We start from the raw sequence: 13,987 nt of genomic DNA, 5'->3' as shown, positions 1-13,987 counted from the left end.
GGTTTTTAGAATCTCTTTTAAAGAACCGATATAGGTGTTAATCCCCACGCGCCCAGACTGTTACTAAACATTATACATAATTTATCAAATATTAGAACTAAAATACAAAGAAGCGATAATTTTTGATCAGTACTTGCGATTGTGGGTGGATGATAATAAAGATTTGTAAAATATCTCATCTTGAAATCCAATTCTATACCTGCATTAAAGCTAAAATTGCGACCTAACCAAAGAATTTGAGTAGATAATCGTATCAGTAGATTACATTTCGATAATTTTGGTAATCTTATCTATCAATACTGCATTCTCGACTGGCTTTTGAATGAAAAGGTCTGGGTCAAAATCTTGAAATTCATTGCTACGATATTGCTGGTGAAACTGCTCACTAGAAGTCAAAAAGCATACTTTGGTTGTATTATCAATCTTCCTGAGTTGATTGTATAACTCAAAACCAGTCATTCCAGGTAACCTTAGATCAATCATTACTAAATCATAATAGTATGGTTTATACACTGATAGCGCAATGATCGGATCGTTGTAAACATCTGCAACAAAACCTTTTTCTTCAAGAATTATCTTAAATACAAAGGTGATGTCATATTCGTCATCAACTATTAGTATTTTCCTTCTAGTCATAATTCCACCCTATTGTGTATATTTGTTGTTACTCTGCTCAAAATTGTCAAAGGGTAAAACAAATGAAAATGTAGCGCCTTGTCCCACCTGGTTATTCTCGGCCCAAATCCTACCGCCATGTGCCTCAATAATGCTCTTTGAAATAAACAATCCAAGGCCAATACCCTGAAATGATTTAGTTGCAAACTTTGTAAATAGCTTAGGAAGCATTTCGCTATCTATTCCACTCCCGTTGTCTGTTATACTCACTTGTATCATCTGACGGGCCTTTTCATCAATTTGGTTCTTCGTTAGTTTAGTAGTAATCAAGATGAATCCTCCCTCACGGGGCAAAAACTTTATTGAATTGTTTATCAAATTGGAGATAACTCGACTAATACCGCCCTTGTGTGCAAAAATTTGTAAGTCGTCCACTCCATTGTATCTAATTTTAAACTTACTTTTTTCGAAATTTGTTTCACAATTGTGAATATTCTCTAGTATTATATCTCTAATTCTAAATTTTTCCTTATTTAGGTTTAAATGGTATCCTTCCATTTTGGTTACATCAAGTATGTCTTCCGCAAGTTTTTTCAACCTTCTAGCGTTACGACTAACAATTTCAACAAGCTCCTTTTCCTTAGAACTTGGAGTGCTATTTCTTAGAATATCTACTGCCCCAAGGATCGGTTGAATTGGTGTCCTCAATTCATGCGCAGCTGTATTGATAAATTCCTTATGCATTCTCTCGTTTAATTGCAATTGTTTGTACAACTCTGTTTGTCTCCATAAGCTTTCAAAAATCGAATAATAGGATAATACCGTTGATTTGCTATCAGAATACGTTACTAATCCTATGGCCTCAGTTATGGTATTCTTAGAATCGTCTTTTAGTTCTACTGCAAGTGAATATTTCCTGTCAATCACGACTATTGATACTTTGGTTTGCATACTAGGCTCCATTAGTCTAATCTTGATTCTGTCTGAAATCCCTTGATCTTCGAGTTCGTTTATAGTCTGATAAATCAATTTATCCTCTGGGACCAGAATTCTTACATTTAAGGAGGTAGTTTCTAGTCTTTCTCTTATCAAATCAAGCGTCCCAGCAAATTTTTGACGTCTAAATGCATTTGGTGTTGAAAAGATTCCGACAATATCTTCCTTTGCTGATGTGATGAGGCTGTAGAATAAATTCTCGAACGTTTTAGGATTCTGAATTATTTCTATCCCTCCATTATCTACTCCAGTCTCAATATCGTGAATCCTATTTTTGATGTCAATTCCATTTTCCCATAATTCAATAAAGATTGAATTAAAATGCTCGATATATGCTGGCTCATTGGTTGTAAGAAGATTTTGAAGGATTTGCCCGCCTTCTGTTTTTTGTATCGTTGCTATCATTTCCTTATCTGAAGCTGCAAAGTTGATAGGCGGAAGATTTTTTACATGCTTGATACTAATTCCTAATTCTAAGAACTTGTTTACTATCTCGATATCGTTATTGTCTGTAATAGATGTTATAATCTTGATTCCCTTGTGTGAGCGCATTTTTCCATTTCCACAAATCTGCTGATAGATTTCAAAATAATTATTATACGCTAATCTCAATCCAGAAGGTCTAGTGCACAGAATAAATTCTCTAGAGTCCGATAGGATATTTTTGCTTTTTGAAATAATATCTTCAATATTTTGAATTATTTTTATCTCTTTAAGTACTGTATTTAGATACTCCCTTGTTTCTAGTTCTGTGAATGACGGTTGCAATCCCGTACTTCTGGCCAATTCTGCTTTTTCCTTTTCGACTACTGAAAAGACTTTTTTTTCTATTTCTTGTATCATTTGTGCAGACCCTATACTAACTAGTAGTTTTGACTCTTCAATGGCAGAGTCTCTTATTGATTGTCTTAATTTAATTTCCTGTGAAATTGTAATAGCTGAGGAATAAAGGCCAAGTGTAAACAGATATGTAGAAAGAAGGACCAATGAATGTGCGGCAACACCGAAACTTGGTTCTATTGCTGAGGTAGAAAGAGCAATTCCAACTATCGTATCACCAAGACCAGCTAAGATAAGATAATCTCTAACTTTCGACGATTTCAATTTCTTCGCAACGATGAAGAATGCTAGACCAAACAAGATGTTTCCAGCTATCGTACCTACTCTGAATAATATTCGAAAATAGTATCGATATGCTTCGTCAATCCCAGCAAGACTTTCACCTGAAAAGAAACCCGGCATCTTACCAATCAAATAAAGTACAAGTGGTAGAGATATTATGATCCAAAGAGATATTGGTAAAGTGCCAATTTTCTTATAAACATTCCGCAATAGCATTGAAGAGGCTATCCATCTGAAAATAAATCCCACTGGGAGAATTATAGAGTTAAGATAGTTATACAATTCTAGGTATGATTGTGGGATTACAAAGAGAGCCGTTTCATCTGATTTCGAATCGACAAATACAACTTGTCCATCATATTTCTCTGATCCTTCGTATTGAAATGATGATCCAATAACTTGGTTATCTAGTCTGGGGTCTTCGTAGATGATCTGGACCATTAGTAATTTTGTACTTGCGTCTTCAAAAATAGAACAAGCTAGGGTCAATGCGGCAAGGGCATAGAATAAGACTATGGGACTCTTAGACTTGCTGGCTCTGTACCATGAAAAAAATTTAAAAGCGATTACAATCATAATAACTGTAGCCAGTAACGAACTTGCCGCAAATATCGATCTTGATAATATATAGCTAGGATTACCAAAAAATAACATGAATATCAGAGTTATCAAAATTCCGAACTGCACAATAATTACAGTCCAGTGCATTAGGTTGCTTAGGCGTGATCTACTCCTCAGTTCTCTACTTACCCTATGAGCATAGCTTAGGAGAATGAAAGATCCGATTCCGTAGCAAATGACAATAGTCATGATCATCATAATATTTCCGGTTATGTGGTTATAATCCAATAATTGGCGGGTCATTAACAGAGCAATGATTACTATTATTATTATCGATATTCCCATAGCAATCGGGAGCTTGGTACTTTCAAGTAGTTTACTTATAGGATTAATCGCCCCAAGGTCCAATAGTCGTGCTTAGAAGAAGGTCATATTAGGCCTTTATTATTTTTATTGCTAATTATTGGGTCAAAACTGAATTCATGAAAAAAATGCTAATAAACATAACGATTTGTCCAAATATTATGCTCTAATTAAACATTTTCTATTTTATTAGAAAATCTTGTAGATTTGTTTTGGTGATTGCTAATGGGTCTTTATGATTTGAAATAATAATTCTAGCAACATTTGCTATAGATTTTTTTACGCTACTATTTTTATCTGATGGATCGGTTATAGGATCTAACCTCAATGTTAGTTGATTTTCTTTTTTCATCAATTGAATATAATATTTTTGATTGATATTGTTTTCAATAACCGTTGTTTTTATCATGATTAAATCTTTTGATTGATTTAAAAATACATCACCAAATTTTATGATATAATTATCTTTTCTTTCTACCATTTTATCAAAATTTACATATATGGATTCAAAGTTAATTTTCCTACCTTCGATTATAATATGAGGCATATATACATATCAATTATTTTTATAATATAATTTGTTCATCTATTTAAATCCCTGATCAAATCTTTTGTGTATAATGTGGATGATAAACTAGACCCAAAGTTTGAAATATAATTATAAAGATTTCAAACGATAAGGATACCCAAAGAAATTGAATCATATAATTTTAATAAATTAATATCAAAGAATACGGGTATAAATAATTTAGAAAAGATAAAGAATTGAAAAATAGTTTTTTATCAGTCTATAGCACAATAATTTGTTTCTACTCTTACCTGTTAAGTATTAGAACCCCACTATCGCAAGGAACTTAATCCCCAATGCCCAAACTAAATGTTACTTTGTTAGGTATGATAATATCGTTCATCTGAATTCTAAACTTTTTTAGACTCATTTCAAACTGATCCTAGATTCTGTTGAACCTTGACCTTGTCCACCCAGTTATATTCAATTAATTCCAGCAGTAGATGAAAAATTAGTCTAATAGTTAAATAACCGAGTTAAATCATTATCCATTGATAATTGCATATTAGGATAAAGGACATTTTATATTCATTATTTTTCTTTTTTATTGCAGGATTATGTGAGATAGGAGGAGGTTATCTAGTTTGGTTATGGTTGAGAGAAAGTTATAGTTGGATGTTTGGAGTATTGGGTGGATTTGTATTATTTATGTATGGAGTAGTTCCAACTTTTCAAAAAACTCATTTCCATAGAACCTATGCAGCATATGGAGGAATTTTTATTATAATGGCTTTATGCTGGGGTTATCTCTTCGAAGAAGTAATTCCGGATATTTATGATATAGTTGGAACTATTGTCGCTGGTATAGGAGTCATTATCATTTTTTACTATCCCCGTAAAGAGGGTGAAAAAATTGGAATCAATACTTCCGGATAATTATAATTTAGTATTTATCATTTCAACCTTTGGATTGTTCTTAGTTGCTGCAATTGCTGAAATAGGAGGGGGTTATCTAGTATGGCAATGGCTAAGAGAGAGAAAGAAAATAACCCTTGGGCTTGCTGGAGGTATCATACTATTTGTATATGGAATAATTCCAACTCTTCAGCCATCGAATTTTGGTAGAGTATATGCAGCATATGGAGGAATTTTTGTAGTAATGGCAATCGTTTGGGGATTAGTTGTGGACAAGAAGAGACCAGATAGATTTGAAATAATCGGTGGCTTTATAGTTCTTTTAGGAGCATTAATAATTTTTTATACTCCTAGATAGTCACTAAATATTATAAAATTAATTTATTTCTAAATAGAATTACAGTTCTATATACATCATGGTTTTAAAACCAACAATGATAGTTAAACCAAGGATTTCTTGAAGGATACATGCCTGTAGAAGGCAATAACAGAGATGTCTGTGAAAGTGCAACAGACGCTTAATACAAGTAAATGCTAGATTCTATTCAATCTTGAATCATATTCCCACACGCTCAGACTAATTTTAACAAATCTCAAATCTTCAAAATTAGATAAATTATAAAGATGAAGTATACTCCTGGCATGAATAGGATAGAATCGACAAAATGTATCCAACTAATGACCATTTATAGTTTCTTATTCATGCGACAGAAACTTGTCAATGTAATTAATGTTCTTGATATTTGGAATTAAAAGTACCAATGGAGACCTTAAATATTCCTGTCACGCTAATGGAATGAAAATGCAATTTATAACAATATTTATATAATAATCAATATTGAATAAACTTGTATGAAAACTCATTATATTTTCTTTTCAATGACTGTACTAACGACCTTACTGCTACTGATCCTGATCAACGGATTTAATGATAACATCCACTTCACTTTTGCACAAGATGGCAATACTGGTATATTTGCTAGCAAGCCCGACCCTTCTGATAGTATCACTGGTGGGGGACATCATATTTCACTAGATAGATCATCAACATGTTCTTCAACTAATGTAGAAGGTAACCAATCAAAAACCCAATTTGCAATTGAAGGTCAGAATTCGACCTCTTTAGAATCAGATTCACACAATAATACTAGTAAAATCTTTAGCATAAACACTGACATGCAAAGGCCTGTTCTGTATTTGATACATCCTACAATGGACAAGATTATCACTGTAGATCTGTGCCAGTTTGATCAATATCCAATTGATAGTATGCCACTTCATACTCTGATAACCCCGAGGGGAGATACAGCCTTTCTAAGTACCATGAGCTCGAGTACCGCTCCAGCCACTATTCTGGCCTTAAAAATTGGTGATATCGATTGGAAAAATAACCATTCCGATGTTTCAATTACAAATGTGATTAAGATAAGAGATCCTGATACCAAACCCGTAATTCCGGATATCACAAATCATACGACAAATCTCACACAACCAGTCATCAAGGCATTGTGGTTCCCAAACAATGTCCAAATACATGGTCCTACTCTACACCCTAATGAAAAATTTGCATACTTTACCGAATGGACAAATAATACGATCAGAGTACTTGATGTAAACAATGGTACTTTAGCGCCAACAGACCCAATTCAATTTGGCAATGATACCAGGTGGCTTCACGGCGTGTTCTTTAACCCCTCTGGAAACAAAGCTTTATCTCCACATTACTTCTTTGAAGGCAACCATTTACATCTATTTGATGTAGACAACGCAACAGGCGAGCTTACCAACCCCGTGGAGATAAGATTGGGAAATAATACACATTATGCAGCATTCCCTCATCATGTGACCTGGATAAATAACACACATGCAATAACATCTACACAACAACTTGGACCGACCTCTGCTACTTCTGACAATGTCAAAATCATTGGTCCAAGCGTCTGGCTTATCGATACGGAGAAAGTCAATAATATAGGAGATGGTGATATTGTTTCAAATACCGGCACAGCGGCGACCATGATCATCCCATTTACAAACGGCACCGAGAAAAATGGAATTTTCAAGCCGGCCTCTGACATCGCAATAGTTGGAACCAAGTTGTATGTTGCCGAAGAGGACAGCATGGACATGAAAATTAATAATCAAGGCTATGTATCAATATGGAATATTACCAACATACTTGATCCACAAGTGATAAAACGCTTAAGCCCCGGACCAAACAGCTCAGGACCAGATCTTCCAGAAACCTTCGAGTTGGGACACACAATATATTCCACACCGGATGGAAAAATAGTCTATGTGGAAGATTGGCACTCAGGACAATTGGTAAAAATAAATGCAACTACCTATAAGGTTGACAAGGTCTTTAACTCAACAACCCATGACTTCAAGATGCCCCATGGAGGCTTTATAACGGGCAAATATAGATAGAATTAAAAACTCTATTTTTCTTCAAAATAATGTTTTTTAGAACAGTACATGAACACTCATTTTTTTAAAGAGAAAGATCATATTTGAGCAATTACAAGAAGCTAGATTCCTTCAACCAATCTTTATATTTAGCCCTCAGGCAACAAATCCTAGAATTCTATTTAAAATACAGATATCGGTATGAAGCCCCACGCGCCCAGACTGTTACTAAACGTTATACATAACCTATCAAATGTTAAGAACTAAAATGCAAATTCAGAGCAAGGAATTCATTATGCGATTAAATGTTATAGAACCCTACTAACTTGGGATTTCATAGTCTAATTCTAAAAGTGCTAGAATATTAGAGTATTGCAATCAGTTAGCAATCCCCATATATTTTTTCTATAGTATCCAGTATATGAATAAAACAAAAAACATTCAGAATAACAAAAACAAAAAACTCCTAGTAGCATCAATCGCAATAGTGGTCGCATTAGCTCTTTTCGCAAGTCCCATTGTAGCGATGGATGATGCCTTTGCAACTAAAAAGAAAAAAGGCAATCATGCTGAGCAATCGATATCTCAATCACAAGCCTCAGTACAGAATGCCTTGTGTGCTTCTGGTGGAACAACTTTCCTATCATGTAATAATGTAAGCTTCCAAAATCAAAAGAACAGTGGAAACAACGCATTAGCACAAGACGATGATGACGACAATGGTGGCAACTCTGCAGAACAAAGCATTAGCCAATCTCAATCCTCTAGCCAAAACAGCCAAGTTGTCTCTGGTGGAGACACAATAGGTTCTGGTAACAACATCAACGTCCAAAATCAAGAAAACACAGGAAACAACGCATTAGCACAGAGTTGAGTCCAAAATCACCTTATCTTTTTTTGAATTTATAGTTTCAGTTTAATTTAAGATTAATTACTTATCTTGTAGAACCCTACTACCACCTGGAACTTAATCCCCAGGCGCCCAAACTAACTTATACCATGATAAAGAAGTGTTATTTACTAGTCTGCTTAGTTTCTTAAATATTTTGTTTATTACATCATATTGATGAAAAATATTTCCTTACTGGTATGTGTTCTGTCTTTAGCATCTATATTATTTATGAATGCTATTGCTTCTATTACTCTTGTTAATTCACAGTCTGGCGAAGGTCTTGAGATTACGCCTAGCATTCAATGGAGTGAAAATTTAGAAGGGACTTTCAGTTATTGTGTATATGAAGGGACTGTTACACTTGATTCAGTTAATGATCCTCAAGCATTCTGCATTATTCCAACGTCAGATTCGTCTTTTCAAAATATGTAAATTAGTGTGAATGATAATGTTGATACTTATGTGCTAGATCCAATAGAGACTCCGTCAGGGCTCTTTAAGGATGGTGCTCCATACTCTGTCTGTGTTGTGTTTGCTCCATTCTCGCCCCAAGACGCTGGATTTAATACGGCAGAAAGTTGCCAACAATTCACAAACCAAAGAGGAGATAACCCTGAAGAACCATTTATCAATCTTGATGATGGAGTATTCTTTACAAATAATTAATTAGTGTCTTATTAATCTGCACAGCTGATGATACATCATCTTGCAGTAAACTATAAATTTTGAATAATCCTGTCACCAGATCTAAATAATAGTAGTAGGGAACGACTAATAAAAAAATTTATGTTTATTGTTGTCCGACAGCGTTACTACCAGTGTTTGTTTGACTTTGTGTGTTTACATTGTTTCCTGAGCCAGCAGTGTTGCCACCAGAAACTACTCCACTGTTTTGGTTAGATGATTGTGCCTGATTAATTGCTTGGTTAGCCACATTAGCGCCGCTATTACTGCTACCACCACCTTGTTGAGCTGCTGCGTTGTTTCCACTGTTTTGTTGACTCTGATCATTTATATTGTTTCCTGACCCAGCAGTGTTGCCACCAGAAACTACTCCACTGTTTTGGTTAGATGATTGTGATTGGCCTATGCCTTGGTTAGCTGTGTTACCGCCACCTTTACCTTTACCACCACTTTGGGCTAATGCGTTGTTTCCACTGTTTTGTTGACTTTGCGTATTCAAATTATTACAAGAAACAAAAGTTCCAGAGCCAGATACACATAGTGCGTTTTGGTTAGATGATTGTGATTGGCCTATTCCTTGGTTAGCTGTGTTACCGCCACCTTTACCTTTACCACTGCTACCACCACCTTGTTGAGCTGCTGCGTTGTTTCCACTGTTTTGTTGACTCTGATCATTTACATTGTTTCCTGACCCAGCAGTGTTGCCACCAGAAACTACTCCACTGTTTTGGTTAGATGATTGTGATTGGCCTATGCCTTGGTTAGCTGTGTTACCGCCTTTTCCACTACCACCTTGTTGTGCCAATGCGTTGTTTCCACTGTTTGCTTGGGATTGAACACTAACGTTGTTACAAGAGTTGCCTATACTACCACCTGCTACACATAGTGCGTTTTGGTTAGATGATTGTGATTGGCCTATTCCTTGGTTAGCTGTGTTACCGCCACCTTTACCTTTACCACTGCTACCACCACCTTGTTGAGCTGCTGCGTTGTTTCCACTGTTTTGTTGACTCTGATCATTTACATTGTTTCCTGACCCAGCAGTGTTGCCACCAGAAACTACTCCACTGTTTTGGTTAGATGATTGTGATTGGCCTATGCCTTGGTTAGCTGTGTTACCGCCTTTTCCACTACCACCTTGTTGTGCCAATGCGTTGTTTCCACTGTTTGCTTGATTTTGGACGTTCAAGTTATTTCCTGATAGCACGGTATCGCCTCCAGAAACTACTCCACTGTTTTGGTTAGATGATTGTGATTGGCCTATTCCTTGGTTAGCAGAGTTGCCTTGAGCAAATACATTCATGGTCATAGAAGTTGGTCCTAAAAGTAGTACAAATGATATTGCTAATACAGCTGAAGTCACTAAAGCTTTATTTACAGTAATGAAATAATCCATTCAACAGTTACTACTAACAAAGCTATATAAACTCATTTATATGATAATTAAACATAACAATATTTTGTATATATTTTTGACCTTGTCAACTTAAGAAAATGAAATAGCTTGAAGAGATTTGTTTTTAGCATGTTAAATATAGGGACAGAACACCTTCAGAATACATTGGTCGTGATTTGTATTTGTACTTTCTTGGTTTATCGTCCAATAATGTCGCTAAAACGTTGTCCATTTTACTCTTCATGCTCTTTACACGTCAAAAAAAGTCATGAAGCAATCTGGAACTGAATTCAGAAATACAAACCTCAAGCTATTTACACAAAGAAAAACGATCACAGAATACGTTGTGGCGCCGGCTATCAAGTTGTTGTTACAATCAAGTCAGATATTTCTATAAGTATCATATCGCGTCGCTTCTGGGGCTTAATAGAAATAAGGGCTTCAAGCAATCTTGATACAGTTGATACCAGTAATTGCGAATTTCGCATTTATCCTAAAGAATCTAAATCGTGTGTTTTGAATATTACTGACAGTCCATTTCTAAAATCAAAATCAGAAACAAGTGAACAAGACCGGCTGCGAACTCCTATAGGATAAACAGCGTAAGAGAATAACAACTGCATTAATATTGCTATGGGATCTCAATCCCTGACCTTATAAGGTTATATCTCTTGAAATAAAACATTTAGCCCTAATAATGATCAATTTTTTATTTGTTACTCTCATAATTGTCTTCAGGTTGTCCTTTAGACGCAGTAGATTAACTCAAATAGTTACTAATTCTAATTCAATTACAAAGAAAATTTAATTAATATCCTCTAATTAGAGAGGACAATGAAAGAAATCCTTTCTATCGTATTATCTACTTTTGTTTTCATCCTAGCAATACCTCTTGCTTATGGACAACAGCTTGATACTACCACAAATCTTGATACAACTACAAATCAAACCTTGGCTACTGCTACTCCTGAAGCCACTATAGGCAAAAGTGAAAACCTTACAGTAACCGATCTTAGATACCGTGCAGAATCAAATCAGATAACGGGAACCGTCACAAACAACTCTACAAGTGAGCAATCCTCTGTATCCATATATGCGGTCCTTTTTGACAAGGAAGGAACTTTTCTTGGAATAGCTGAAGGTAGACCTTTAGTTGAATCACTTCCACCATCTGATAATTCTCCATTCTCAATAGATTTGTTCTCGGGATTCGGATTATATGCAATGCCTGAGGAAGTAAATGGTATTGACCATTATACAATCTATGTAAGAGGACATGAACCGCTTTTCTAATTTAAGACGTCTACAAAGAACAAGAATAGTTGTAAAGTAGATCAACTGTCAACTCTTTCTTATTTTTGTATTAATTTTTGAAATTGTTATTCTTTTATAACAAAATAATATCTTGATATTTTACTTTCAAATCACTCTTAATAAGGCATTTTAAATTAATAATTAACATCCATAACCATGAATCTAAATTGTGTCTAGGTAGAAATGTTTTCTCTGTAGCGTGTAGAACCCTACTACCATTGGGAACTTAATCCCCACGCGCCCAGACTGTTACTAATAAATATTAGACAATGATTTAACTGTGTCTATATTTCGGTTTTTCAAAAAAAGGTTAAATTGTGATTGTGAAACCTAATTGGAATAAGTCCCCAATTCGTCAAACCTTTTTTAATATATAAAAATCAATATATTTACTGATACTAACAAGATAATATATAGTATAAAATTAAAGGTTCTTTGCATGAATAAATTCAATGTATTCTTAGTTTTAAGTATCGTAGCAGCAGCATCTTTATTTGCAGGAATAGTCATGGTAACACCAGTAGTAGCACAAGAAAACATGTCAATGACAATGGATAATTCAACGATGCCAATGGATCAAATGGATAATATGACCATGATGATGGATAATTCTACCGACATGGCTGGTAATTCAAGGTAATTCAACTACACAATAACTAAAATTATTTTAAAAATAACATCCTTTTTTTATTAGATTCTGATCATTAAAATTCATTTTTTTTCTTTTTTGTTCGAGGATTTTAGTTGTTGATCTTTAACTGTATTTACTTTAAAATTATTTTTTACTTTGAATACTGCATTAGAACCCTATTGCCACTAGGAACTTGATATCCACGGATGAGAACTGTTATCAATATATAATCATTAATAATAATTGACTTTAATCATCCCTTGGTGTTATTGTATAATTTGTATAATTTTGATAACCTGATCAAGAATGCTAAAATGTTTATAGATAATCGAGGTGAGGCTTAAGTAGCATTGAAGATTGGTGTAAATTTTGATGGATTCAAGATCTCAGATTCCCAAAATCGTACAAAACCTAACCCGCCTCAAGATTATATACAAGATTCCTTCAAAATTTTTCAAGAGCATGGTATTGATGTAGTAAGAATCCCTGCTTATTGGGAGTCTTACGAGAAAGATCCACAAGGTTTTAGTCAGGAATTAAATTTTATCTCAGACGAGGCTGATAAAAGCAATATTTCATGTATATATGATAATCATCAATGGAAGTGCTCTTCGTCTATTGGATATGGTATAGGTTTTCCGAATTCTATTATATCTCCGCTATTTCAAAATAATTCGTCGAATCATGATCCTTTTAAACCACCATCTAAAGAAGACATAGAAAAATTTTGGAATAATTGGTGGGATAGAATGATAAAGTCTTTTGATGGAAACGATGGATGGGATATGCAGTTAGCCTTTATACAAAAAGTGATAGAAACTGTGAATAACAAAACACCGACTATTGCATTTGAACTTCTAAATGAACCTCAAGTGTTTAGACACAGTGATTTCAAAAAGGTTTCAAAATATCATGACTATGTGTTAAGTAAGGTTACTGATCTTACTGATAAAGCAATGATATATTGTTATAGCTATGCTGGTCATCTTGGCGCATTTAATCTTCCTTGGGTACAAGCCAAAATCAAACCATCGTTATCTGTAAGCAATAAGATTATTTTTGATATTCATCCCTATCCTCCATATTACATAGTAATGCTCTATTTTAGATTAATATTAAAACTAATGAAAACAGGTACTATCTTGGTCGGTGAATATAACTCTGGTACAGGAGATGGGGTAAAAATCAGTTTAAGCCAGCACAAAAGATATTTGAGAACTTTCAAGAAGTTTTTTCCATATGGAGTAATGTTTTGGCAGTGGTCCTACATAACGGACAGCGGACATCCGGCATTCAATTTGGCTAGAATAATTAATGGTAAAATCTCATTAAATACTAACTTTGATAGTTTTGTCAATGCCCTAAAAGATGTATCAAATTAATCGTCATTTCGGAATTAATTATATACTATTATACTAATACCGTAACAACAGATCTTTTCTGAAATCATAAAACTCATTCCTAATTGAATCTAAAGTAAAAGATAAGTACATCTTTATACTGTAGAATCTATTGAGTCTCACAGAAAAATGTGATATATATGCTGCTATTCATGACACGGGGATTAATAGGGTGGTTAAA

At 34.4% G+C, this 13,987-nt stretch carries 13 protein-coding genes; 9 read left to right on the top strand and 4 right to left on the bottom strand.

What is annotated here, in order from left to right; translation table 11 throughout:
- Window positions 1-261: 261 nt before the first annotated feature.
- From AB0A59_RS13645 to AB0A59_RS13635, 3 genes are all read right to left on the bottom strand, one after another.
- Window positions 262-636: a response regulator gene (locus AB0A59_RS13645; RefSeq protein WP_458744632.1), complete on the bottom strand. Its 375-nt coding sequence runs from the start codon at window positions 634-636 to the stop codon at window positions 262-264.
- Window positions 637-645: 9 nt separating this feature from the next.
- Complete coding sequence (locus AB0A59_RS13640; RefSeq protein ID WP_458744630.1) at window positions 646-3,702, bottom strand: ATP-binding protein; 3,057 nt, start codon at window positions 3,700-3,702, stop codon at window positions 646-648.
- A gap of 136 nt (window positions 3,703-3,838) precedes the next feature.
- Window positions 3,839-4,204, bottom strand: a complete 366-nt coding sequence (locus AB0A59_RS13635; protein WP_458744628.1) for a hypothetical protein — start codon at window positions 4,202-4,204, stop codon at window positions 3,839-3,841.
- Window positions 4,205-4,723: 519 nt separating this feature from the next.
- On the opposite strand from AB0A59_RS13635, the gene AB0A59_RS13630 reads away from it, so the two are divergent.
- The 6 genes from AB0A59_RS13630 (at window position 4,724) to AB0A59_RS13605 (ending at window position 9,047) form a co-directional block, all read left to right on the top strand.
- On the top strand, window positions 4,724-5,101 hold the full coding sequence (locus AB0A59_RS13630) for a YnfA family protein (protein ID WP_458744626.1): 378 nt from the start codon (window positions 4,724-4,726) through the stop codon (window positions 5,099-5,101).
- Window positions 5,102-5,117: 16 nt separating this feature from the next.
- Window positions 5,118-5,438: a YnfA family protein gene (locus tag AB0A59_RS13625; protein ID WP_458747617.1), complete on the top strand. Its 321-nt coding sequence runs from the start codon at window positions 5,118-5,120 to the stop codon at window positions 5,436-5,438.
- A gap of 494 nt (window positions 5,439-5,932) precedes the next feature.
- Window positions 5,933-7,510 carry an LVIVD repeat-containing protein gene (locus AB0A59_RS13620; protein WP_458744625.1) on the top strand — a complete coding sequence of 526 codons (1,578 nt, stop codon included), beginning with the start codon at window positions 5,933-5,935 and terminating at the stop codon, window positions 7,508-7,510.
- A 400-nt stretch (window positions 7,511-7,910) separates the two neighbouring features.
- The gene (locus AB0A59_RS13615) at window positions 7,911-8,363 is read left to right on the top strand and encodes a hypothetical protein (RefSeq protein WP_458744623.1); all 453 of its coding nucleotides are present in this window, start codon (window positions 7,911-7,913) and stop codon (window positions 8,361-8,363) included.
- Between the two features lie 192 nt (window positions 8,364-8,555).
- A complete protein-coding gene (locus AB0A59_RS13610) occupies window positions 8,556-8,813 on the top strand; it encodes a hypothetical protein (RefSeq protein WP_458744621.1) in 258 nt (85 codons plus the stop codon).
- Window positions 8,814-8,819: 6 nt separating this feature from the next.
- Window positions 8,820-9,047, top strand: coding sequence for a hypothetical protein (locus AB0A59_RS13605; RefSeq protein WP_458744619.1), 228 nt, complete (start codon window positions 8,820-8,822; stop codon window positions 9,045-9,047).
- Between the two features lie 124 nt (window positions 9,048-9,171).
- Here AB0A59_RS13605 and AB0A59_RS13600 read toward each other — a convergent pair whose 3' ends face one another.
- Entirely contained in the window at window positions 9,172-10,461 is a 1,290-nt protein-coding gene (locus AB0A59_RS13600) for a hypothetical protein (protein WP_458744617.1), read from the bottom strand.
- Window positions 10,462-11,295: 834 nt separating this feature from the next.
- Here AB0A59_RS13600 and AB0A59_RS13595 point away from each other — a divergent pair.
- From AB0A59_RS13595 to AB0A59_RS13585, 3 genes are all read left to right on the top strand, one after another.
- The gene (locus tag AB0A59_RS13595) at window positions 11,296-11,754 is read left to right on the top strand and encodes an FxLYD domain-containing protein (RefSeq protein ID WP_458744616.1); all 459 of its coding nucleotides are present in this window, start codon (window positions 11,296-11,298) and stop codon (window positions 11,752-11,754) included.
- A 460-nt stretch (window positions 11,755-12,214) separates the two neighbouring features.
- Window positions 12,215-12,415, top strand: a complete 201-nt coding sequence (locus AB0A59_RS13590) for a hypothetical protein (protein WP_458744614.1) — start codon at window positions 12,215-12,217, stop codon at window positions 12,413-12,415.
- Window positions 12,416-12,756: 341 nt separating this feature from the next.
- Window positions 12,757-13,788 (top strand): cellulase family glycosylhydrolase, encoded by a 1,032-nt coding sequence (locus AB0A59_RS13585; RefSeq protein WP_458744612.1) that lies wholly within the window; start codon window positions 12,757-12,759, stop codon window positions 13,786-13,788.
- Window positions 13,789-13,987: the final 199 nt, after the last annotated feature.

The organism is Candidatus Nitrosocosmicus sp. T (assembly GCF_054408485.1).
The sequence above is the reverse complement of the archived record's forward strand: the minus strand, read 5'-3'. Positions and strand labels throughout refer to the sequence as shown.

What these genes read in the sequence shown, in the direction of transcription:
- AB0A59_RS13645 (WP_458744632.1), bottom strand. Translation starts at nt 636, where the DNA reads ATGACTAGAAGGAAAATACTAATAGTTGATGACGAATATGACATCACC.
- AB0A59_RS13635 (WP_458744628.1), bottom strand. Translation starts at nt 4,204, where the DNA reads ATGCCTCATATTATAATCGAAGGTAGGAAAATTAACTTTGAATCCATA.
- AB0A59_RS13620 (WP_458744625.1), top strand. Translation starts at nt 5,933, where the DNA reads ATGAAAACTCATTATATTTTCTTTTCAATGACTGTACTAACGACCTTA.
- AB0A59_RS13615 (WP_458744623.1), top strand. Translation starts at nt 7,911, where the DNA reads ATGAATAAAACAAAAAACATTCAGAATAACAAAAACAAAAAACTCCTA.
- AB0A59_RS13610 (WP_458744621.1), top strand. Translation starts at nt 8,556, where the DNA reads ATGAAAAATATTTCCTTACTGGTATGTGTTCTGTCTTTAGCATCTATA.
- AB0A59_RS13600 (WP_458744617.1), bottom strand. Translation starts at nt 10,461, where the DNA reads ATGGATTATTTCATTACTGTAAATAAAGCTTTAGTGACTTCAGCTGTA.
- AB0A59_RS13595 (WP_458744616.1), top strand. Translation starts at nt 11,296, where the DNA reads ATGAAAGAAATCCTTTCTATCGTATTATCTACTTTTGTTTTCATCCTA.
- AB0A59_RS13590 (WP_458744614.1), top strand. Translation starts at nt 12,215, where the DNA reads ATGAATAAATTCAATGTATTCTTAGTTTTAAGTATCGTAGCAGCAGCA.